Genomic DNA, 21361 nt, shown 5'->3' on the forward strand with positions numbered 1-21361 from the left:
CGTCAATCAGATACCAAGCACCGAACTTATAATGCGGTACGGCATCAAGATAGAAGTTCCGGGGAATCTTAACCTTAATTGTGTTTGCATCCGGGTATTCCGCAATGCAATTAATCAGCTTCGTATTTGTCTGCCCGAAGCCATGACTAGTTTTCCCTAAGCCGTCCCGTTCGGTTCCGATAGCGTCCTCGTAGTACAGCACTGCTGGACGTAGTGGGTGTTCGCATTGATTATGCTTAATTTCAATCGTGTAGCCATAGAGGAAATCTTCCAAACTGTCAGCACTCAGCAAGGATGAGTTCCGTTCCGCAACTAAGCCCATATCGGTATTAATACTAATGACGTTCTGCTCATCCGGCGTTTCGTCCTTATGCTTAACCCGGATATTCCAGTAAGCCCCGTGACCATCGTCGTAGTTATCCCAACCATGTGTAATCGCAAGGTCACCGTCCATTAACGCTGTGTACTTCTGCATCGCATTAACAGTAGCAAAGTGGAATGGCCGGTCATGGAATTGGGCTTGTTTAAGAATCTCTTGAATCTGCTTTGCCATCGTTAACAGTGAAGAATACTTCACCATCAATCCCTCTTTAGGATCATCAACAGCTGCTAGGGCATCTTGTAAGGATTGCTTATACTTTGCTAACCATTCAAGGAATTGTTGCTTAGTATCATCGCCAAGCTTATCTAACTCCTTTGAAATGGTTGTTTGCTTAGTTTGCAAATCGGCCAGAATCTTTTCAAATTCTTGTTCTCGTTCAATGCCTTCTTGACGGAGCTTCTCTTTAGCGTTAGTCAACGCAATATCCAAATCACTAATGTAGAAGTCACAAGCTCGTCCCATTTGTGCAACGCCGCCCAGAACCCGGAACCAAATATTAACTCCCGTTAGATGTGTATGACCACCATCATCAGAATCATCAAGTAACCCAATAAAGCCCTTAAAGATTCCTTCTTTAGGAAACATCTGTTCAGGAAATCGGTATAGTGCCTGACCGTTAGCCTGACAATCTTTTGGATCACCTGTCGATGAAACTGTTCCAGCATCAGGTGCCATTTGCAGGTTCTTTTGATCGTCAAATGAATAATGACCAACATTCCCTTGGATAAAGGGTTTCATACCGGAAACATCTAATAGCTGTCCTTGGTAATACCAAACAATTTGCAGACCAAAGTTATTATCACCGACTCGCCCTTTAAAGTAAGGCGTTAGGTCAAACACTTCGGCCCCTTCTTTAGCAATATCAATCGCTATTCGGTAATGATGACCATTATTGTTATGTGTTACCTTAACTGGCAAAATTAATCCCTCCTTTTCTAACTAATTTCAGATGAAGTATCCGTATCGCTAATATCAATAATGCTGGTCTCTCCGTCATTATCAGTAACAGAGATTCCAGCATTATTGATTAGTTCAGTTTGAATATCATCTTTGTTCAAATCATTAAATTGCCCGTTCAGCGAATTAATCTCACTGTTAAGATTATTCAATGTTTGTTCAATTAACCTAAAGTTCTCAACTAAATCATCATAAAATTCTCGACTAAGCATAATTGGTAAATCAGTTGTATGTAACCTAATTTGATCCTGCATTCTCTTCATCTCCCAACAAATAGTTCCAATTATTCCAAGCATTTCCCTGACCATTTCTTAATAAAGTAACAGGCTTTTTACTATCAATAACTTCTAATTGTTGCCTAGCATAACAATGGTTATCATCAACAATTACTTTGGTAGTTAATATTCCTAGTTTTCCCTGATTGACTTTAATTTGAAAACTATCTAAAAATACTTTTTCATAAAAAACACCATCTGAATAATCAGCTGGTGCTTTCAATAATGCATTTTTATTTATACGAATTTTGGGAACAACCTTAGCTCCTATTAATTTCAATATACGTTCACCATCATCTCGGTTAAACATAAATGATCCATCAGGTCCTAATTTAGGAATTTTATTAATACCGTCTGGAGAGGATACCAAAAATTTGCCACCCTGAACGGAAGTGGTTGAATAGTCAAAGCCCACAAAAGCACCAGAACTAACTCGATAATCTTTATTGGGATCAGTTTCTATTAACTCATTTGCATCAATTACCTGAATTAATTTACCGCTAACATCAATGTCTTTCCCTAGCCCATTTAGGGAATTAATACTTAACAAATCCATCTTTTGATTTAATTGATCATCAGTCTTTACGGCCCATTTATAAATGGAGTTTCTCTCGAATTCATCGAAATCAAAATTATTAAATTTAGTAGCCGGAGCATATAAGCCAACATTCCATCGATTCATCTTCCAATTTCGATAAAATGGACGAAAAATTTCTTCTATGTTTTTTCTACTTTTTACTTTTAAAAAATAATAAGCATTATTTGATAATCCAAGTTTATGTGCATTCCGGACAGACCATTGAATCTGATTCTCAACATCATCTTGGTATTCGTGGTAGCCATGAACAATTAATCCAGCATTTTTAGCACCTATAATAAATTTAGCTGCCCGCTCATCCTGAACATTCCCCACACCAAGACGAATAATTACTGATTTAATCCCTTCAGACTTTAATTTACTGAAATCTGTGGTTGAACATTGTTCAGAAATATCAATCACGTTGGGTGTCAGCATATTGTTTAGCCTCACTTTCAGTCCAAGTTTCCTGACCATTTTGTGTTTCTATATTAGAAGTCATTATCTTGCGAACACTATCTTGAATAACTGAAATGTTATTGAGTTGGGCATTATCGTAATCAAGAATATTTTTACCATTAGAATTCAGCGTTTCAGTTGACTGACTGATTTCACTATATGGATACCATTGATAACCAACAACAGCCACAGTAGTTACAAAATGCTTGGGTTTAACTTCAACTCTGATTAATTCGCCAGGAATTGGCTTCCGATTACCTTGTAAAGTTGCGTCAATCTCTAAATCGGGGTTGAGATTAAACTGAGTATCTGCATATCTCTTCATCTCATCCTTGTTTTGAATAGTATCAGAAGTAATATCATCCGCACCAAATTGTCCCCATCGGTTAACACTTTCCTGATTTTGATACCAGAATGGTGCAAAATAATACATTTCTTTGCTATCAGTTGTTGTATTGTCAACGTCATTATCATCCCCAGCTGACCCAACTACTGCCGCCATTTGATCATTACGTTCCCACCACGATGGCGGATAGTAACTAATTGGGGTAACCTTGCACGATTCTCCAGGCTGTGGTTCATATTCCATCGTGGTTGAATTTAAAGCAAGAGTTACATGGTAGCTTGCTCCATGAGAACCATAGAATCCCATATCACCAGTTTGTGGTGAAGCAACATCGCTTCCACAACTCTCAAGTGACACCGTATACGCTGGTACATTAATACCAAAATCCTTATATACTTGTGAAACGAAACTAGAACAATCCATTCCACTAAATGGATTTCCACCTCGTGAACCACCTGCACCACCCCATACATATGGAACACCAACATATTTCTTGGCATCATCAATTACTGCTTGAGCACCTTTACCCGCATTTCCATTGGGTAAACCGGTATCGACTGTAGTATCCTGCTCATACGTAGCGCCAACTAGGCGAGCACAATTACTCATATTTGTAGAATCATAAGATAACGTTATCTCTGCTGTATCGTGCAAATAATCAATCCGATTACCATAATTTTTATAAAACTCATCATGCGAATAAACACGGATATTTAAGTTGTCTGGGTAAATTACGCAATCTGGCCATGCTTCTCTGATTCGGTCTAAGAGATCTTTTCCACTACCGCTAGCATATGGATCGTCTACACTAACTGAGTTAAATTCTCCAATTACTTGATACGTCACGCCCCAGCTGTTGTTCTTAAAAATACAATCTAGGATATTCTGTGGTGTCACTTGCTCAGTCTGATCGTCATTACTGCTATCTGAAAAAACTTGTAAATCGGTTTGACTTGAATTGCTATTATCTTCTGAATAATGTGAATTGTCTCCCCAATCAACTGGATCCTTATTACTGTAATGCCTTATACGCGAAATTTCGTTTGAAACATGTGATAAGCTCACATCCACTGTCGCAATCCCACCTGAATAGTCTGGTTGAATCTGTTTAATTACAAACCATTGATCAGCAATTTTTACCATATTTTGAACTTCTAGCAGATTAAAGGCTTCTGAGCCATCATCATAAGCAGTAAATTGCGCTTGATACGTATTATTTACTTCCCATTGGATACAAATTGAATCTGATAATGCAGACTGGAGAACTGCTATATTATCATTTCCAGGGTTTACTGGAGGATAAAAGTACCCATCCTTAATCTCCAAAATAACCAAGGGAGTTGTAAGTGAACTCATATCAAATAGATAAATGGAAAACTAAATGTAATATCTATTGAGTTAGCTCCAGTACACTCAATATCATTCCATTCAGGATCTAAACTAATATAACCAAAATCAGTTTTACCGTTAACCTGATCACCATCAAGATAGGTAGTTAATGATTGACCATCCCAGATAATCCTATGGTTGCCGTCGCTACTTTCGTTGTAGGTCCAAGTAGTATCAGTAGTTTTATTGTGAATCTTCAATGAATTTCCATTAAACTTAATGATTATCTTTAAATCATGATTTTGAAAATAAGGATCAACTTTAATATCACTGGCGTTATAAACCTTAAAATTATTAGTTGTAAATTTATAACTCACTGAATCAGAGTGACTAGGCAAGTTCATTCCAAATTGCCACCCTGATTGTTGAAAAGTATAAGGCGAATCTGAACGATATAGTGAATAACGATACGGCTTAGGCAGATCAAAAGGAATTGTTAAATTAGCATAATTAGCTCCTGATTGAATTGGCGTAATATCAAACGGGTTAACATAGCCAAAATAAACTTTGGCATTATTCACGTCAGTTCGTACTCTAATCAATTCTCTTCGTCCAAATAACTTATATATTTCATGCTTAGCTAATTGGTAATCTTCCCAATTTCTGGAAGCCAATATAAATCGTTCATTAAACGTCCGCTTAGCGAATGTTTGACCCACAAAAAAAGACCCATCTTTCCCAGATAGATCTTGATAATTATTAGTGAATTGTGGTGATGAACTAGCATCATCAACTCCCAAATATGTTATATCTGGAATCTTATCAATAATGTCAAATTCATCACTATCACCAATTTTCATTTTAAAAAATGGTTCCATGACTAGCTCATCCTCTAACTAAATGATCTCATTGCAGCATCGCGCGCTTGTTTCTTATAAAATTGTTTGGTATCAAAAGTCCCTTGTCCTTTAATAGCTTGAACCTGATCATTGCTCAAACCTAATAATTGACTAAACATTCCAAGTAGTTGATCAAACTTAGTGTTAAGTTCTTGCAATTGCTTATGATCTTCAGAATTATCAACCTGATTATTATGACTCGGCTCTTCCGCATGAAAACGGGAAACGATTTCGCCTAATAACTGATAAGCCCGCGAACGTTTTGAAATATCAAGTGGCACAATCATTTCTGGCCGATTATATTCGCCGACTTCATACATACCATGCTTATTGATAAGACCACCGTTTTCCCAACCGTGACCATTACCAACGTTACCCCAGCCTCCTTCGCCGCCCCTTTCAAGAACGGCAATAGCGGCTAAGATTTCGTTATAACCAATCTTCCAATCAGTATGACCAGGTAGAGCATCTGCTGCCCACGTAGATCCAGCAAATTGAAGCAAACCACGTGCTTCATTACCACCAGTGTTAGCATCAACATAACCATGTTGAAAGGCTAATGGGTCACCACCAGATTCAGTTTGAATTTGACGTAATAATTTTTCAACCTTCCATGCAACCGGCTCAACACCTAACTGGTGAAATGCTCGAATAATGTAAGGTCGCCAACGTTCTACACCAGCACCACCAGGATTAGTTAAGGTAGCAAATTGCTTCTTTATCCAATCTGCCATTTGCTTAGCAATATACTTTGGAACATAAGTAACCAAGTCACTAGCAAACTTAACTGGTGTGGAAACTTGAACAAACTTCTTAAATACGCCTTCCATGAATTCGATTGGGTGAGCAATTATTTTATCTGCTTCCTCCATCATTCCATCAAGGGCATCACCAGTTGTGTTGATAATATTACTAAACATATCAGATAAAGCACCAATGCCATCTGCATAATGAGGAATTTTACCCATCATCCGCATTATGGCGTAGCTGCGTTCACCATCTAAGACTGACGTACCTTTAGGCAATGGAACAATCATATTACGGACTGCCGGAAACATCCCCACAGCTCCGTTTGGTAATCGGTATAACTCCCGGTAGTGACCAGTTTTACCATCATTAACTTTAGCAAAGCCGCCGGGGTGTGCCCCTTGCGTACCGGTAGCATAACTTGGCATCGGAACTTGCCACGAACCACCAATTTTAGATGCTCCTAGCTTATCCAGTACCCAATTAATCCCCTTTTGCAGGTCAGCCAGCATATCATTAAATGGCCTAATGATTCCACGAACTAAATCAACAAAATGGGTATGGATAGCTTGCTTAGCGTTCGCCACTGTATCACCAATGTTACTCATCTTATCCTGCCAAGTTTTGACCATATCGCCCAACCGTCCTCCGGTTAGATCGTTTAGCTTGTTATACATATCCTTGAACAGACGTTGATGAAATTTATTCATATCATTAGCTGTTCGTTGGGTGTCACCTGCTAAACGATCCCAGTGACCACTAGTCAGATCTTTCCAAGTCTTCGTTTGGTCCTCAATAACCTTGTAGCCGGCCTTGAACGTCCGCTTATGCTTTTGGAACATTCTTTGTGCCGCCCTGGTTGTTTGCCGATTCATCCAGTCCCAAGTTTTAGCAACATCTTTAGAACTGCGGTTTCCCCAACGGGCGACATAGTTCCAGCCATTACGAGCATCACGGCTGGCCCGATTCCACATATTCTGGGAAGTTCGTTGAACATTTCGGCTCATCGTATTCCAAGTCTTCCGGGCGTCTTTAAGACCTCGCTGGTTTTCACGGATTTGGTTACGCCAAGCCGTCTTGGTCGTTTTAGTAATTCTCTTCCACATTCGGGAAGAAGTTTTTTGGATATTTTTCGATGAACTGCTAAAGAAGTGGCCGACCTTTTTCAGACCAGTTTTAGCAATTTTACCAAGGCCATTAACAAAGCTCCGGAATTTCTTGTTGTGCTTATACAGCAAGGCAATTCCACCCGCAATTGGGTTTACCAAGAATAATGCAATTTGTTTCCAATCACTCCTGAACCAGTTAACAACCGCCTTAAATTCTTTGACGATGGTTTTACCAGCCTTAACCGCCAGCTTACCCATTTCACTACACATCTTCCGGAAAGTCTTGCTATGTGTATACAGCAAGGCAATTGCGGCTATCACCGCTTCTATGGCAATCACCCAAGGGTTGAAGCCGACGGTTGCTACCTTAACAGCCAATCCAAGGGCTTTAAAACTCTTAATAACCGCTGGTAATTTAGCAAACCGTTTAACAATATCAACTGCCATTACAGTAGTCTGCATCGTCTTAAAAGCGACACCTACCCCAAGAATGGCTGTACCGAAAACTTTTACTGTCGTTTGGTGCTTAGCGATAAAACCAATGAACTTAGCAGCTTTCACAGCTGCATTTGCCATTAGCTTAGCCAGCATTTGCAGGCCATGCTGAGTATCTTTATTCTGCAAAGCATTGCTAAGTTCATTCAATCCAGTAGCTGAAACTTTTAATAATGGCTTAGCAAGTTTGGCCTGTGTAGTGGTCCATTCCTGGCGTAACCGGTGCATAGATCCACCGGCAGACTGGTCAAATGCTTTAGCGTTCTTTCTGTAGTCCTTAGAAACCTTGGTTAGGATGTCATTAAATTGGTCAGTAGTCATTTTGCCGGACGATATTAGGTCCTTAAAGGCCTGCTGTGACATTCCTGACGCCTTTGACATGGCAGCAGTTAATCCTGGTGCCTGTTTTTCTAGCCGACCCAAGGAAGCACTAGTAACTTTACCTGAACTCTCGATTCGTGACAAGCCACCGGCGAAGGCATTTGCCTGTTGATCAGATAACTTCAATTGATCTGCCAAACTGGCAACCCCTTTGGTTAACGCTGTTGTTTGACTAACCGAATGAGTCATCCCATAAAATCGGGTTTGCAAACCGTTAACAGCCTGCGCAGACAGATTAGTGTTCGTCTTCAATTCAGTTACTTGAGCAGAGAGTTCTTTAATGCCATTATCAGATACCCCAATATTCTTCCAACGAGCTTCCAATGCGGCACCAGCTTTGGCAGCTTCCATCCCATTAGTAATAATGCTGTGAAACTGACTGGTAATAAAAGAAAAGCCTTGCTGAATCCAACCGCCCATCAGATTAGCTTTCAGGGCACTACCAAAATTAAGGGTCGTTTGATGGGCCTTTTCTTCGGCTTTATCAACATTTAGGATCTGATTGCGGAAAAATTTCCATTTAACTCCCTTAGGTGGTTCAAGGGCAATTTTAAGTTCTTCTGCCCGATTTCTAGTATTAGCAATTGTTTCGCCAGTCCGATTCAACTGTATTTCTTGCTTTTTGTAAGCCTCACTTGTTTTACCGGATTGGCGCTCAATTTCACTAAGGAGCTTCTTTTGCGTGACCTGCTGCTTTTCTAAGGATTTAAGTGAATCTGTTAATCCCGATAATTCATGCTGATTGGCTTCTCTGCTTTTTCCTTCTGCTCGTAACCTATTAACGTATGCTCGTGAGGCTTCTGAGGTAAGACGGTACTGCCGTTGCATTTCAGCTAGACCAGAAGTGTAATAGCTAGAATTCCCCTTGGCCTTATTTAATTGTGATTCATAACCAGCCAGCTGTTTATTAGCCTGACTGATTTGCTTTTCCAAATTTAGCCACTGGCTTCTCTGCTTGCTATTCTCTTGGTTTAAGCCTTCTTGTTGCGAACGCAATTCAGCAATCTTGGCCCGCTGAATATCCATCACTTGGCTAAGCCCACTAATTCGAGCCTTAACTGCTTCTGAATACTGCCCCGAGCTTTTTAAGACCTGCTCTTGGGCCCGCCAGCCGCTCGTTACCGCACTAACAGCATTGCGAAAGTCCCGCATGGAGGTAATGGCCGAAATCGTATCGACGGAAATCCGGGTAGCCATTTCATTTTGAACTTTCAAACTGTTACACCTCCTTTCCGTCAAAATAAAAAGCCAGCTATTACAGCTGACTCAAACGGTCGTTAATCTTTTTTTGTAATTGCAAAAGTTACTCTCGATTGGCAACGTCCCGAATAAACTTCCGGGCGTAACTACCATACTGATAGTTACGCTGCTTATTAGGATGCTCTTGTTGCCACTTCTTAGAAGCTCTCAACTGTGCCAGAGAAGTCTTTACAATTAGGCATCCCCTTCTAATTCTTCAGCCGGTGTTTTCCGTCCTTCAAGATGATAAAGTCGTTCATCAATGGAATCAATCATTCTTTGGTAACTTTTATCAAGCAGGCCACCTTGTTTTACGGAACCCGGATATAGATAGTGCTCAATTAAATCTACCGTATTACCTCGATCAACAAACAAAGTTAAGTGGGAATTAAAAGTGTAAGTGACTTCTTTTCCCTGAGCTTTTTGACCAGCTAGAGCGCCAAGAAATCCTGTACCAAAGCCACCAATCATATTACCAATAATGGCTCCCCAAATTGGGTGCCCCTTATTAATCGTATTCTCGTCTTTAGACCACATATGGTCCATAATTTCTGAATAACTTATCAATTGCGAATCAGCAATCGGACTCTCTTTGATAAACAGCCGCTTCTTTTCATTATCAAAATACATATCAAAAAAAGAAATGTTATCGCTTTGCTTATACTCTTTGTAGAGCGCTTTGGCTTCACGCTTATCCATAGTCATCCCCCCAACAGCTTAATTATATAACTTATTAAGCTATTAAGGAAGCCCTTACATAATTACTAGCCACCAAACATTTGATTCATCTTCTTGAACCCTTCCGCAGCATTGATTGACCGATCTTCACGAGCCTTAGCACTTTGAATTTTCAGAAGTTTAAAATAATCTTCTCGATCTAGTTCAGATGGCAAAATACCGGACTGAAGCATTAATTGTTGACGGAAATAATTGCGGTCTTCGATTTCCTGCTTATAATCCTCTATTGCCCGTCTGAGTTGGCCGACCGTCCTTTTGGGCCCGCTTTTGCTTGTTCCTTTTCGTAAGCAGCTTCCGGAACGCCCTTGATTCGATTACATACGTAGCTTAGATATTCACCCAGAACCTTAAAATCAATGTGGTCCTTAACGACAGCTAGCTGCTTATCAGATAGTTTAAGAACATCTTGTAGAAATTTAAGTGACTTTTGGACGAAATCTCGTTCCTTCTTGAGCATTACTAAGGTCTGATTCATGCTATCTTCCGAGCCGGTACTTTGGTCCGCTTCTTACATAACAGCATTTAACGAAAGCAGGGCAATCATCATTTCATCGGCCTTGTCCACGTTGGTTAAATTAGCATGAACGTTGATTGGCTTCTTGAGTCCAATCTTATCAGTTTTCAACTTCACAACCATTGTATTTCCTCCTTACGTATTGTGTATTTCAATTGGCGACTGGTATTTTATTTATGCGGTTGGCTTATTGACATCCGACTGATTAGTATTAGTAAAACTATCTGTACCAGTGGCTTGAATATAGGAAGCCATCGGGTTATCACCCTTGTACCCACCGAACACTTCTGCCAGCATAACTTCATACCCCTTCCAGGACTTAGAGTCCCCAGTATTATACATCTTGTAGGACTGCTGTGACCCATCTACATTCAGAAAGACGTTATTGGGAATTGGCGCCATTGCTTGGTACGTAAAGGCTGCATTACTATCCGTTTCATTCTTATTGGAAGTTCCATGGTTACGAGTTGGAATAATCATTTCACCGTTAGCAAAGCCCTCAAAGAGCCAATTACCGTCAAAGTCATGAGTGGCTAGCAAAATTGCAACATGGGGTTTCTTGCTACCTAGTACACGACCACCATTAACAACGCCATAACCAACTATCTTGCTAGCGTCATCAAACGGAATATCTAGCATTGTTAATGCTAATTGAGGGGTTGGAACCCCATGATTAATTCGTTTAACTTTATTATTTGCGTATTGTTGCTGTCCTGCTTCTTCAAGTGCAGTGACATTGGCAGTGATAGCACCATCACCGTCACCATCCCAAAGAGCAATCCCAGCTGGTCCTAATCCACCCTTATCAGGGTCAGCAATTAAAATGCCTTTATCATCAGTAATTCCACCCATGACAAAGTCAATCCCTTTAACAGACATACCTGCCATTATTTTTCACGCTCCTTTATTACTAAATCCTTGGCAAAATAAAAGACCTTATCCACTTGCTGAGTGTCAGGGTCCGTTGAATGGTTTCTTGAATTTTCAATTGTCCAGCCGTCTTTAACAAACAACCGTGCAATTTTCATCTCTTCATCTAATGTTGAAAGGCCAGAATTTAATTTATAGAAGATATGAACTTCTACACCAATCGTCCAGCCTTTAAAAGTTTGGTTCGCATAATAGGTTGGCTCATTCAACCATTCACTGATAATACATATTGTTTCACTAGTTGTAAGCTCAGCCCCTTTAGGAACCTTTTCGTTAAAATAACGATCAATCCACGGAAAATTATTTCCCATCAATTCTCTTGCTTGGGTAACTGGTAGTTTCATCATTTACCACCAACCATTGCATCATAAACTTTCTTTTCGGCTGTAAATACCGCATCTGCGGATTCACGTCGTGCGTTATCTACAAAGTGAGTTGCTGGCATTTTAATTGTGCCATCATTAAGGAAACGAGCAACATAAGCTTTTTTTTCAAAACCAACCGTTGCGTTTCCGTTCTCCTCACCATTAATATCCGTATCTTGACTCATAACGTTATCTTGCAGGTGTCCATACTTTACATCTTTATGGTTGGTCCTGGGTGTCGCTTCCCTTAGATGATCTTCTAAAACTTTGGCACCCGCTTTTGTCATCGCTTTTTGCGTTTCTTGATCTGGTACTACCAGTTTCTCAGCACGGTCAACAAATTGATCTAGTTGGAAACCAAAGTCATCCATTCTAATCATCACCTTTCGTAACATCTTTCAATGTAATCAGGTCATAACGCTGTAACGAATGGCTATCATCGCGACTAATAGTAATAATACGGTAAGTTACATCATCATTACCGTCAATCTGCGCCAACATTGACTTATCGACCTTATATTGTGAACGGACTGCAACCACAATCGTGTCTTCCAGCTTTGTTCCTAGCAACGAATATTGTTGGCTCTGAGAGCGCTGATAAAAGGCACAATGTAGTCGTTGTTTAGATACGAATTGAGTAGTTGACCCATCAATGGTGTCCGTATCTACCTGTTCTGTCACTCCAAAATCAATTAGATGGTTGAGCCGGCTGATCGCTAGTTTCATCATTATCACCTACTTCTAAATCGTACCGCCCACGTAACTGACCGATAATACTGTTCACAGTCAAATCGATAGGAAATGTTTGTGTATCGGATAATGCTAACCGATATTGATAATAAGTCGCTGCTAATGCCTTAACAGCATTTTCAAATAGCGGCCTTACATTTGCCTTCTCATAAAAATCTTGATTATCGCCAACAGCATTCTTAATGAACTGATCAGCGGCTGCAATATACCCTTTCAAGAGGCCATCATCCGCTGACCCGTCCAGGTACAGTAATCCTTTGATTTCGTTCAGCATCTTGTCATCTGAATCAGCCAATCAGTTCACCCACTTTCAATTAAGCAGTTTGACCACTATTGCCTGGAGTAGTTGCTGATTGATTAGCAACAGTCTTAAATGAGCCAGCAGCCCACGCACCATCATCAATCACTTCTACATCAAAACGATCAATACAACGAATCTTAGTCGTATTATTTTCAAATGCTCCTGCACCGACGTTAGTTGTAAACAATGACATATGTTCACGATCGTATAAAGTAATACCTTGTTTCAAATCACCGTAGTAAAGCGGATGAGCACCAGAAATATCAGGTAACCACTTATCAGCAACTACCGTGATTTGCTTTCCATCAAGCAAATAAACATCCTTTTGAGTTACATCACGTTGTAACATATAGCAACCTTCAGCATCCTTAACTTTTGAAAGAACATTGTACCCAGATTGGTTAGTAACAAAGGATGAAGTCTGCATAATAGCTGGATCTAATGTATTGTTTTCTAAGTCCTTAATATCATCAAATTTAGCAATTGTTGGCTTCTTAGCAGGCTTGCCCATTGCGGCGATAATTGCCACATTACGAGTAACAGCTACTTTCTTAGCAATCCAGTTAGAAAGCCAAGCTAAAATATTTTCAGCGGAATCTTTTAATAAGTTGTTAGTAACCGTATTAATAGCACCATATTCGTCAATAGCATATTTAATTAAACGAAGCTTCGGATCATCACCTGCACCGATTTCAGCTCCTTCACTATCGATCTTAGCCATTGGTGTCATGTCACTAAGTACTTCATATACCCGAGATCCAGACGTTGTAGAAACTGATTCAACGTTAACCAGGTTTTGCAAAGTAGCAAATTGACGAACTAAGGTGTGAATAGCGGTCTGAACATCAATCGGAATTGTCAGGCCACCATTACCAGCAATATCGGTTTCTGTTGATGAAGTAACTGCGTTAAAACGTCCACGAATCATATTCTTAAAGTTATTGACAAAGTCCTTCTTCATATCCTTTTCCTTATCGGTCAAAGGCTTTTTATCCTTATCTTTCATCTTTGCCACTTCTACAGCTCGTGCTTCGTTTAGTTGCTCCTTAATTGCATCACGCTGTAACTTCAATTGGTCACGCTTCCCTTTTAATTCATTGAACTTTTCTGTAGAGAAGTCGTCATTTAAAACGGCCGCATTCAGCTTGCTATCTAGATCTGACACTTCTTGACCCTTGGCAATCCAAGCATCATTTAATTCATTAATTCCCATTTTGGTCATCATCCTTTCCAAATAAAATCGCCAACTTCTGGTCTCTCAAACTAGGAGTTGGCTTTTGATTATCATTTTTTGATACTGGCTTCAAGGCCTTGTTAGAAACACCTTTTTGGTTTAATAAAGTCAATAATTTATTAACGGCTGTTTTAGGAACAACCGTTGACGTAGCATTAACTACTTGTGGCGTTTTCTCATCAACAAATAGAATTTTATCTGCAAATCCTTTATCAACAGCATCCTGAGCGGACATCCACGTTGACTTAGCCATCATTTGTAGAATATCATCCCGCTTCATACCCGTTTTCAATTCATAAGCATTGACAATTGACTGATCAGTGACATCCATCATATCAACCGCTTTGGATAAATCATCAGCATTTCCTTGGGTAATGGTCCACGCCTTATGAATCATTATTTGGGCTGTCGGCGATATATTAACTTCATCTCCAGCCATTGCAACAATACTTGCGGAACTAGCAGCTAATCCCTCAATATTGACAGTTACTTTTCCTTGATAACCTTTTAAGTTGGTGTAAATTTCCGAAGCTGCTGAAACATCACCACCATTGGAAGCAATATCAACTTCCAATGCGTCACCATCTGCCGAATCAATTAAGTTATTAACTTTAGATGGCGAAGTTGATGGAATACCAAAGAAATCATAAAAAGCTGCAGAAGCATCATCGACAATATCACCTTTAATTGGAATCTTCATCATCATTAACACCCCCTTTCGTTGCATCGTTACTAGGTACCACTTGAACCTGTGCTTGCGGCTGTTCCTTATCTGGCATATCATTCGGCAAATAACCAGCTTGTTGTAATAACCAGGTGGCCTGGTTAGCACCAATTGTGCCATTTTTTTGTAAGCTAGAAATGTTATTCACGTAAGCATCGCCTGTTGGATCAATCACGGGGCGTAAGTCCATTTTGATTTGACCAGCTAACTTATTATTCAATTCGGCAATCACCGAGTTAGTAAACCGTGATAATGACTGCAGATAATTGGCGTTCATCATGTCAATTGACGATTGCTGATCACCCTGGCCATTAATCACACTGTCGCTAACACCGTAAACCTTAGCAATCTGAGCACCAGTCCAACTAGCCTGATTCAATAGCTGTGCGACATTTCCTTGAATTTCTAGCGGTTCATACTTTTCCAAATCATCTAAAACAATTGGTCCGTTGTCTGAATTGTTCATTTGCTTCATGAACTCTTTCGACCGTTGAGCTTTCATTTTTCCGCTTAATAAGCCACCCTTGGTAACTGATAAAATACCAGGCGCCATAATGGAGCGCCCCAGTGCAGCTAGTGTAAGTCGATTAGAACTATCCCGAATTGCTAATTCATCAGCTAATGATGCTAACGGGCTAATTCCTGTTTTACCACCGTTCTGAGAAAGCAATCGAATGTGAATCATATTGCTTTGCGGAATGGCTTGAACAACACCGACTTCTGGTTCATCAAAAGTTACGTTATAAACCAATCCCGAACCGTCTTCTAACAAAAAAGGCGTAACTTGTGACGGTCGCAAATACTCCCATTGAGTATCAGTCCCATTATCATTACGCCATCGATATGCATAGGCCTCACCGCCTAATAATAATTGTGCAAACATAGATTGCCAGAATGCATGAACATTAGAAGTCAATGTTGGATTGTCCAGGATACCTTGCGTTCGTGATGATTCGGCCACAAATTTGGCATCTGCCATATCGGCTGATAGTTGGTAGATCAATGAGTAAATATCCGAGTTTTTTAATGCTGTCCGGGCATTCACATACCTATTTTTATTGTCTGGATTGAGAAAATGCAGAATATCTTCATCATCTGCAATTGAAAGTCCCGGACTGGTCTTCGGCATTTTAAATATAGGCATTTATTCCACCTCCTTTCATTATTTTGGAGGTGATGCCAAATATTCTGTAGCTAAACCTACTAGGATCAGCACAACTCCGACACTAAATAAGCCAACAATTAAGTTAATCAAAAAGCAGCCCCAAATAATACATCCAAAGGCTGCTAAGAAACAAATAATATCAATGAAATGCCAAATTGTTTGAAATAATTTAATCATCATCGTCATCACCCCCTAGCAACCCTGATTCCTCACTTTCAAACCATGCCTTAACCTGTTCACTGGTCATTAGATCTACTTGCTTGCTTTTATCATTAGCAACCCCAAAATCCTCAAAGTGATACATGCCTTGATAAAGAGCATCAATAATAGCGTCAACTACATCGATTTTTAACGTAGCCTTAGCTTTATCGACTTGAATGCCAATCTTGTCTTCCATAATTTGAGCATTAATTAGCGCCTTTTCCATAATTTTGTCATCGTCACGGGTAATTGCGCCTTCAATCATGCCTTTTTGTAGGAATTTAGTAGGATCCTTTAATTCACTAGTACGTTGACGAATGGGTTCCAGCGGCCATTCGGTATTAATATCCATCTGCTTAATAGCGGTAGTTGCACCCCATGCATCATACCCAAAGAACATCACCTTAAAATCATGATCGTGTACATAATCCAGCAACCACTGATAAACTTGGTCATCATTAATCAAACCCTGAGGGTGTGAAGTAATGGTACAGTAACCTTGTTGTACCAATTTGCGATATTCAATGCCATCCTGCTTTTCCTTGGCTTCAATCGAACCGGCCTTATTCCACGGTATAAAACTATGCTGTTTTAAATGCCACTTAGGATTGTCATGTTCGTCCGTATATGGAAAGACAAAGGCAATTGCGGTGTTATCACTAAACATCGAGTAATCAAAACCGATATAGACCTGGCGACCATTAATCTGATCAAATTTCATCTTAGCTCTTTCAATATCGGATAGTTTCAAATAACTATTAGTTGCTTCTTGCAACCATAGATTAAGACTTTTGTTCTGAAAGTCATCAATCGAACCTGTCAGCATATCTGAATCACGTTTATCTCGCAACCCATCTAATAAAACATCCCTTTGACCTGGTAAGTATAAAAGCGGATTAGATTTGTACCAGGTATCTTCCTTAAAGGTTTCATCTAAGCTATCTTGCGCCCAAATCATCCCCAACATCCGATCACCGTCACGGGAATAATCCTGCTCCATGATTTGTTGAACTACCTTCTGGTCATCGTGGAATGGCACCGATGGGTCTTGGTAAGAGGTTGAAATTTCAATGTACTGGTGGTTGGGAATTTTCGACTGTCCGGACATAATATCTTCACTACCCTTACGAGTCGCAACATTTCCAATTTCATCAAAGATTGCAGTTGTAAAGTGTTTTGAATCGTATTTGTCAGCATTCATCGACATCGGCCACAAGTTATTGTTAGTCTTACGCATAGTAATTCCGGTATGGTCCCGAATCACTATGTCTTGTTCTTTCGCTAGTTGAGCAAAGATTGGCTGCCGGTCAAAGATGATTTTCAGCATATGGTTGATATAACCATACAGCTTACCGGTCTGATCATAGTTAGAAGCTGTAACTAAAAAATCCTGGTTAGCTAGCCCCATGGATTCAATCAGAAAGCAGTAAACCATGTAAATAGCCATAAGGTAAGTTTTCCCTTGCCCCCGCGCAACAGAAAGAATAACCCGCGTAAATCGTTTCTTATTTTTATCATCACGCCATCCAAAAATCATGCCGAAAATAAATTGTTGCCAATTCATCAAGGTAGTTGGTTCATCGGTGTCAACGTTTGGTGCAATCTTAGCAAATTTCAAAATCTTATCGACTTCTTTTAAGTCGTAATGATAGTTAAATTCACCACGCTCTGCACGTTGCAGATCCTGTAGATGACGAAAGGCAGCTAGTTTAATCAAGTAACCACTAACTAGCTTTTTATCCAAAACATCAAAGGCATATTGCGTAGCTGGATCAGTATATTGGTGACGGATATTCTCAAAATCGCATTGATGATATGCTCCAATCACATCATGGGTTTGAGTTAAATCGATTTTCTGCATTCCTATTTACACCTCCTAAACTAATCCAATATCCTTAAACTGTTCCGCCACTGATTTCTCTTTCTTATGACTAGCAATCTGCATTAATTCCTGACGAGCTTGCGGCGAAAGCCCTAATTGTGAGCCAATTGACTTCAACTGTTTTAGTGCATCATTCATTGTTGCAACAGCTGGGTTTTTTCGGTAACCAGCAAAATCTTTACCAATAATCTGACCAGTTGAATCTTGTAATGAATTAAATAATTTAGTTTGAATCCCATTTTCCTGAATATCTTGATACGCTTGGCGATAAATTTCATATTCCGAGCAATATTGTTCAACTAATGCATCATCTATTCTTTGAACCCGTTGCGTACTCTCTAAAAAAGGCACAACTTTACGCCAACACCCTTTTGCTAAGCGTCCTAAATAATGAGGTGGATCTTTGGGTAAACGTCCATTATTCTGCTTAAAATAGGCTTTTCTGGGCATTCTTGGATCTCCTTTCATTATTTTTGAAACAGTTTGACCCCCCCTGGGGTAAAATTTTTAAAATTAGGGGTTGCGTGCAAGCTGGCTGCAATGTGTGCGCTCTTTCTGAGCATGGTAACGGGGGGCGGGGTGCTAAGCTTCTGCCCCGTTTGAAAAAATAATCTTCATCAAAATTAAAATTACTATACGGACATTTCTGAGGCTCTCAGGGCGATGTCGTTTTAACTATTAAATTCATTGCGTTAGAGTCTATTGGTACCCTTTAGTCATTAGATACTTGATACTAAGTACATCATGCAACTCGGCGACTTGCTTGCGCTGGTTGTCGATGCCTGTACCATACCACTCATGTTCCCAATCGGTCTTTAATCGGTGACACTTGCAACAGATGGTTGCAAGGTTATTAAGATTAGTCTTTAATGCCTCATCGTATTCAATTGGTACAATGTGATCAACAGTATTGCTGTTGGGTTGACTACAATACTGACAAATATAATGGTCACGTTCTAATACTTGTTCTCTTAATCGTTGCCATTGTCGACTTCGATAGAACTGATATTGGTCATGCTTAACACTATTCCGATTACGAGTTAGCGTATTATATCTATGCTGATACTGTCGGTTATGTGACCGTGCCCAACGCTGACGGTTAGCAAGGTATTCCGCTTCATGTTCATAGTGTTGTTGGCAATAATGATCTGGCAACTGCACCATTGCATGGCAACCTGGATAACGGCATCTTCTAAACCGAGTCATTGTTACCTAACCTCCACGATATTGTACTGATTAATATATGGTGCTATTGCTTGATACGGTCGTGTTGAATAACCAACTGGTGCATCAAGCAAATATGTTGGATCTCCATGAAAATCATTATCATCTTGGTTAAACATTGCAATACTAAAGGGATGTTTCCCTTGCTTACGTAGCTTTGCAATCTTTTTTACCAAATTATCTGCACTATGAATTTTATACACTGTGATTTTTCGCATATCACCACACCACCTTTCATGCAAAATAAAAGACGGTAGCCAATTGCTATCGCCTTAATTATCTAATCGCTCTTGTATCATTTCTTGTAGTTCTTTCAAATCATCATCAGTTGCTAACTCTCGAACAAACTTACGTGCATAAGACCGATAACGATATATTCGTTGTTTGTCCTTATTCTTATCGTTCCACTTCTTATTAGCCTTTAATTGAGCTTCACTAACCATAATGTCGACCTTCTTACGTTAATATGGTATACTGAATATGCAAAAAGCCAAGAGGCTCCATCTCTTGACTTCTTGCGTTCCGGAAATAAAGCTAACCAGCTAACTGCTATTTGCGATTAGCTTTTTTTATTATCGCATAAGCCTTAGCGAAGTTAATCGCGGCTACCGACAATAACCAAATCGTCAGTGCGATAACATGGCAGCCTCTCTTTCCGGAGTACTGTTATTTCCATCAGTATCATCCCCTTTCCGGATTCAGGGAATCACTTCCGGAACGCTGTAGTCTTTCAGGCGTCCCTTAGTTGACTACATTTATATTATACATTATTAACGTGTAAATAACAACAGAATATTGAAAGAATCTTATTTATTTTTATGTACTTTAAAAGCTGGCAAGCGTTGACCTGTCAGCTTTTTCTATACGTTCTTTTGCAATAGTAAAATACTCGTCGTCTAATTCCATACCAATGAAGTTCCGATTAAGTTTTACCGCTGCTACACCTGCCGATCCGCTACCCATCGTGTTATCTAATACGGTCATACCCTCATCAGTATATGTCCTGATTAGATATTTCAATAAACCAATCGGCTTCTCTGTTGGGTGATTACTATGATTGTTTCCGTTGCCAAAATTAATTACATCAATTGGGAATCGTTCACCGTGTTTGGAATCAATCGGCTTATAGTTTCCACTCGCTTTATAATAATTATGTCCGGCACCTTGACTATGCCCTTTATACGGCTTAAAGCCCAATCGCATTTGTGGGTGATAAGTTGGCAAATGCTTATAAAACACGTATATATTTTCATGAGCCCGTAATGGCATATGGTGTGACCATAGGAAACCAACAGGCATTGTTTTTTGCCATACCCAGTCATAACGATACGATAGTTTCTTAGGAGCATTCATGATTAATTGAGCACCAAACTTACCCATCCCAAATAAAAGAACAGCACCATGTGGCTTAATAATTCGTTGGTACTGTTCAAATAGTGGAGTTAAGGGAATAACCGAATCCTATTTATTAGCTGTCATTCCATAAGGTAGATCGGCCAGGACTAAATCAATTGATTCATCTTTTATTTGTTTTAGTAGTTCTAGGCAATCGCCTTTGAACAGCTTTACGCTCACGTTCAAGCTCCTTTCTATGCCGTTCAGCGTGGTTTAGCATGTACAGCTCTGCACCACTACTAACCGTGCCCCATTTTTTATAATGTTTCATTGCTAAACTTCCCAGAAAATCCGTTCATTCAAGATATGCTTATAAGTTTTCATGGCACTCTTTTGCGCCTTAAGCAGTTCTTGGTCATCTTTATCCAAGTTATAGAAATCATCGCTTTTCATGAACTTCTTTAATTTACTGATTTTCAAGCCTAAATCGTCACGTTCTTTAACTAATTTCAAATTATGTTCACTCATATTTTTCACTCCCAAATAAATACGTCCTAAAAACTCCCAATCAAAGTGAGGCAAGTTGTATGGCAAATACCACTTTTGCTCTGAAATAACGTATAGTGACTTTTTACACCGTCTCCCTTGAGGATTGCTTACTGGCTTACCTTCAATATCGAAGAACTGCATACCCGGAATATCGGCACCGCTATATGTAAATGTGTGATATGTTTTACCATTTTCAAGTTCGACGAAAAGAATTTCGTTGCCTACCATATGTATTCCTCCAAATAAAAAAGCCA

Annotated in this window: 26 protein-coding genes; all 26 read right to left on the bottom strand. The window is 39.7% G+C overall.

The genetic code is table 11. From position 1 onward, the window contains the following. Positions 1–1300, bottom strand: a 1300-nt coding sequence (locus HUK49_RS08340; RefSeq protein ID WP_235981073.1) for a DUF2479 domain-containing protein, incomplete at its 3' end; no start/stop codon positions are given. Positions 1301–1317: 17 nt separating this feature from the next. After that, positions 1318–1593, bottom strand: coding sequence for a hypothetical protein (locus HUK49_RS08345; protein WP_191913378.1), 276 nt, complete (start codon positions 1591–1593; stop codon positions 1318–1320). Next, on the bottom strand, positions 1577–2629 hold the full coding sequence (locus tag HUK49_RS08350; protein WP_191913379.1) for a GH25 family lysozyme: 1053 nt from the start codon (positions 2627–2629) through the stop codon (positions 1577–1579). The genes HUK49_RS08345 and HUK49_RS08350 overlap by 17 nt, the downstream gene beginning before the upstream one ends. Further along, positions 2607–4352, bottom strand: coding sequence for a phage tail protein (locus HUK49_RS08355; protein ID WP_191913380.1), 1746 nt, complete (start codon positions 4350–4352; stop codon positions 2607–2609). The genes HUK49_RS08350 and HUK49_RS08355 overlap by 23 nt, the downstream gene beginning before the upstream one ends. After that, complete coding sequence (locus HUK49_RS08360) at positions 4349–5203, bottom strand: phage tail domain-containing protein (RefSeq protein ID WP_191913381.1); 855 nt, start codon at positions 5201–5203, stop codon at positions 4349–4351. Before HUK49_RS08360 ends, HUK49_RS08355 begins: the two co-directional genes overlap by 4 nt. A 14-nt stretch (positions 5204–5217) precedes the next feature. Further along, positions 5218–9171 (bottom strand): tape measure protein, encoded by a 3954-nt coding sequence (locus tag HUK49_RS08365; RefSeq protein ID WP_191913382.1) that lies wholly within the window; start codon positions 9169–9171, stop codon positions 5218–5220. 219 nt (positions 9172–9390) lie between these two features. Beyond that, positions 9391–9894: a hypothetical protein gene (locus HUK49_RS08370; protein WP_191913383.1), complete on the bottom strand. Its 504-nt coding sequence runs from the start codon at positions 9892–9894 to the stop codon at positions 9391–9393. A gap of 65 nt (positions 9895–9959) precedes the next feature. Next, a complete protein-coding gene (locus tag HUK49_RS11480) occupies positions 9960–10088 on the bottom strand; it encodes a hypothetical protein (RefSeq protein ID WP_268890032.1) in 129 nt (42 codons plus the stop codon). Between the two features lie 68 nt (positions 10089–10156). Beyond that, positions 10157–10408 (bottom strand): phage tail assembly chaperone, encoded by a 252-nt coding sequence (locus HUK49_RS11315; protein WP_235981074.1) that lies wholly within the window; start codon positions 10406–10408, stop codon positions 10157–10159. A 33-nt stretch (positions 10409–10441) separates the two neighbouring features. Next, positions 10442–10570 (bottom strand): hypothetical protein, encoded by a 129-nt coding sequence (locus tag HUK49_RS11485; RefSeq protein WP_268890033.1) that lies wholly within the window; start codon positions 10568–10570, stop codon positions 10442–10444. Between the two features lie 51 nt (positions 10571–10621). Beyond that, positions 10622–11335: a phage tail protein gene (locus HUK49_RS08380; protein ID WP_191913384.1), complete on the bottom strand. Its 714-nt coding sequence runs from the start codon at positions 11333–11335 to the stop codon at positions 10622–10624. Continuing rightward, positions 11335–11724 carry a DUF806 family protein gene (locus tag HUK49_RS08385; RefSeq protein WP_235981076.1) on the bottom strand — a complete coding sequence of 130 codons (390 nt, stop codon included), beginning with the start codon at positions 11722–11724 and terminating at the stop codon, positions 11335–11337. The genes HUK49_RS08380 and HUK49_RS08385 overlap by 1 nt, the downstream gene beginning before the upstream one ends. Next, on the bottom strand, positions 11721–12113 hold the full coding sequence (locus HUK49_RS08390) for an HK97-gp10 family putative phage morphogenesis protein (protein WP_191913385.1): 393 nt from the start codon (positions 12111–12113) through the stop codon (positions 11721–11723). Before HUK49_RS08390 ends, HUK49_RS08385 begins: the two co-directional genes overlap by 4 nt. A 1-nt stretch (position 12114) precedes the next feature. Continuing rightward, positions 12115–12471, bottom strand: a complete 357-nt coding sequence (locus HUK49_RS08395) for a phage head closure protein (RefSeq protein WP_235981078.1) — start codon at positions 12469–12471, stop codon at positions 12115–12117. After that, the gene (locus HUK49_RS08400; RefSeq protein WP_191913386.1) at positions 12431–12787 is read right to left on the bottom strand and encodes a head-tail connector protein; all 357 of its coding nucleotides are present in this window, start codon (positions 12785–12787) and stop codon (positions 12431–12433) included. The genes HUK49_RS08395 and HUK49_RS08400 overlap by 41 nt, the downstream gene beginning before the upstream one ends. A gap of 19 nt (positions 12788–12806) precedes the next feature. Then, positions 12807–14006 carry a phage major capsid protein gene (locus HUK49_RS08405; RefSeq protein ID WP_191913387.1) on the bottom strand — a complete coding sequence of 400 codons (1200 nt, stop codon included), beginning with the start codon at positions 14004–14006 and terminating at the stop codon, positions 12807–12809. After that, positions 13996–14733: a head maturation protease, ClpP-related gene (locus HUK49_RS08410; protein WP_191913388.1), complete on the bottom strand. Its 738-nt coding sequence runs from the start codon at positions 14731–14733 to the stop codon at positions 13996–13998. The genes HUK49_RS08405 and HUK49_RS08410 overlap by 11 nt, the downstream gene beginning before the upstream one ends. After that, positions 14711–15895 carry a phage portal protein gene (locus tag HUK49_RS08415; RefSeq protein WP_191913389.1) on the bottom strand — a complete coding sequence of 395 codons (1185 nt, stop codon included), beginning with the start codon at positions 15893–15895 and terminating at the stop codon, positions 14711–14713. The genes HUK49_RS08410 and HUK49_RS08415 overlap by 23 nt, the downstream gene beginning before the upstream one ends. An 18-nt stretch (positions 15896–15913) precedes the next feature. Next, complete coding sequence (locus tag HUK49_RS08420) at positions 15914–16096, bottom strand: DUF1056 family protein (RefSeq protein ID WP_191913390.1); 183 nt, start codon at positions 16094–16096, stop codon at positions 15914–15916. Further along, the gene (locus HUK49_RS08425; RefSeq protein WP_191913391.1) at positions 16086–17978 is read right to left on the bottom strand and encodes a terminase large subunit; all 1893 of its coding nucleotides are present in this window, start codon (positions 17976–17978) and stop codon (positions 16086–16088) included. The genes HUK49_RS08420 and HUK49_RS08425 overlap by 11 nt, the downstream gene beginning before the upstream one ends. Before the next feature lie 15 nt (positions 17979–17993). Then, positions 17994–18449: a phage terminase small subunit P27 family gene (locus tag HUK49_RS08430; RefSeq protein WP_191913392.1), complete on the bottom strand. Its 456-nt coding sequence runs from the start codon at positions 18447–18449 to the stop codon at positions 17994–17996. Positions 18450–18698: 249 nt separating this feature from the next. Then, entirely contained in the window at positions 18699–19205 is a 507-nt protein-coding gene (locus tag HUK49_RS08435; RefSeq protein ID WP_191913393.1) for an HNH endonuclease, read from the bottom strand. 2 nt (positions 19206–19207) lie between these two features. Beyond that, positions 19208–19441 carry a hypothetical protein gene (locus HUK49_RS08440; RefSeq protein WP_191913394.1) on the bottom strand — a complete coding sequence of 78 codons (234 nt, stop codon included), beginning with the start codon at positions 19439–19441 and terminating at the stop codon, positions 19208–19210. Positions 19442–19495: 54 nt separating this feature from the next. Beyond that, the gene (locus HUK49_RS08445) at positions 19496–19666 is read right to left on the bottom strand and encodes a hypothetical protein (RefSeq protein ID WP_191913395.1); all 171 of its coding nucleotides are present in this window, start codon (positions 19664–19666) and stop codon (positions 19496–19498) included. Positions 19667–20048: 382 nt separating this feature from the next. Further along, positions 20049–20675, bottom strand: coding sequence for a DNA-methyltransferase (locus tag HUK49_RS08450; RefSeq protein ID WP_328797266.1), 627 nt, complete (start codon positions 20673–20675; stop codon positions 20049–20051). A gap of 216 nt (positions 20676–20891) precedes the next feature. Then, positions 20892–21335 (bottom strand): crAss001_48 related protein, encoded by a 444-nt coding sequence (locus HUK49_RS08455; RefSeq protein WP_191913396.1) that lies wholly within the window; start codon positions 21333–21335, stop codon positions 20892–20894. Positions 21336–21361: the final 26 nt, after the last annotated feature.

Source organism: Limosilactobacillus portuensis (assembly GCF_014838735.1).
GTDB lineage: Bacteria > Bacillota > Bacilli > Lactobacillales > Lactobacillaceae > Limosilactobacillus > Limosilactobacillus portuensis.